General features: G+C 59.5%; 2 protein-coding genes. Both read left to right on the top strand.

The features are described from left to right. Positions 1-456 (top strand): CoA transferase subunit A (locus tag ACXRVY_RS30875; protein ID WP_458239192.1); only part of this gene is annotated, 456 nt, incomplete at its 5' end. Positions 457-492: 36 nt separating this feature from the next. Then, positions 493-1,107, top strand: a 615-nt coding sequence (locus tag ACXRVY_RS30870; protein ID WP_458239191.1) for a CoA transferase subunit B, incomplete at its 3' end; no start/stop codon positions are given.

Genomic DNA, 1,107 nt, shown 5'->3' with positions numbered 1-1,107 from the left:
GGCGAAAACAAGCTGTTCGAAGAGCAACTGCTCAAAGGCGAAATCGAAGTCATCCTGACCCCGCAAGGCACCCTCGCTGAAAAAATGCGCGCAGGCGGTGCCGGCATTCCGGCCTTCTTCACCGCTACCGGCGTTGGCACGCCTGTCGCCGATGGCAAGGAAGTCCGCGAATTCCATGGCCGCAAGTACCTGATGGAAGAATCCATCACCGGCGACTTCGCCATCGTCAAAGGCTGGAAAGCCGACCATTTCGGTAACGTGATCTATCGCCACACGGCCCAGAACTTCAACCCGCTGGCCGCCACTGCCGGCAAGATCACCGTGGTCGAAGTCGAAGAAATCGTCGAACCCGGCGAGCTGGACCCGGCGCAGATCCACACCCCTGGCATCTACGTCGACCGGATCATCTGCGGCACGTTCGAGAAGCGCATCGAACAGCGCACCGTGCGTAAGTGATCCCCTGCCCCCGGACCGAATGAAGGAATAACGACAATGGCACTTTCCCGCGAACAAATGGCTCAACGCGTCGCCCGCGAAATGCAGGACGGCTTCTACGTGAACCTGGGCATCGGCATTCCGACCCTGGTCGCCAACTACATCCCCGAAGGCATGGAAGTCATGCTGCAATCGGAAAACGGCCTGCTGGGCATGGGTCCGTTTCCTACTGAAGACACCATCGATGCCGACATGATCAACGCCGGCAAGCAGACCGTGACCGCCCGTATCGGTGCTTCGATCTTTTCCTCGGCCGAGTCCTTCGCGATGATCCGCGGTGGCCATGTCGACCTGACCGTATTGGGCGCGTTCGAAGTGGACGTCGAAGGCAACATCGCTTCGTGGATGATCCCCGGCAAACTGGTCAAGGGCATGGGCGGCGCCATGGACCTGGTTGCCGGCGCAGACAACATCATCGTCATCATGACCCACGCCTCCAAGGATGGTGAGTCCAAGCTGTTGTCCAAATGCAGCCTGCCGCTGACCGGCGCCGGGTGTATCAAGCGCGTACTGACTGACCTGGCTTACCTGGAAATCGAAAACGGCGCGTTCATTTTGAAAGAGCGCGCACCGGGTGTCAGCGTCGAAGAGATCGTTGCCAAGACTGCCGGT

It is taken from the genome of Pseudomonas sp. P5_A2_2, assembly GCF_054177685.1.
This window is presented reverse-complemented; position numbering and strand designations above follow the sequence as displayed.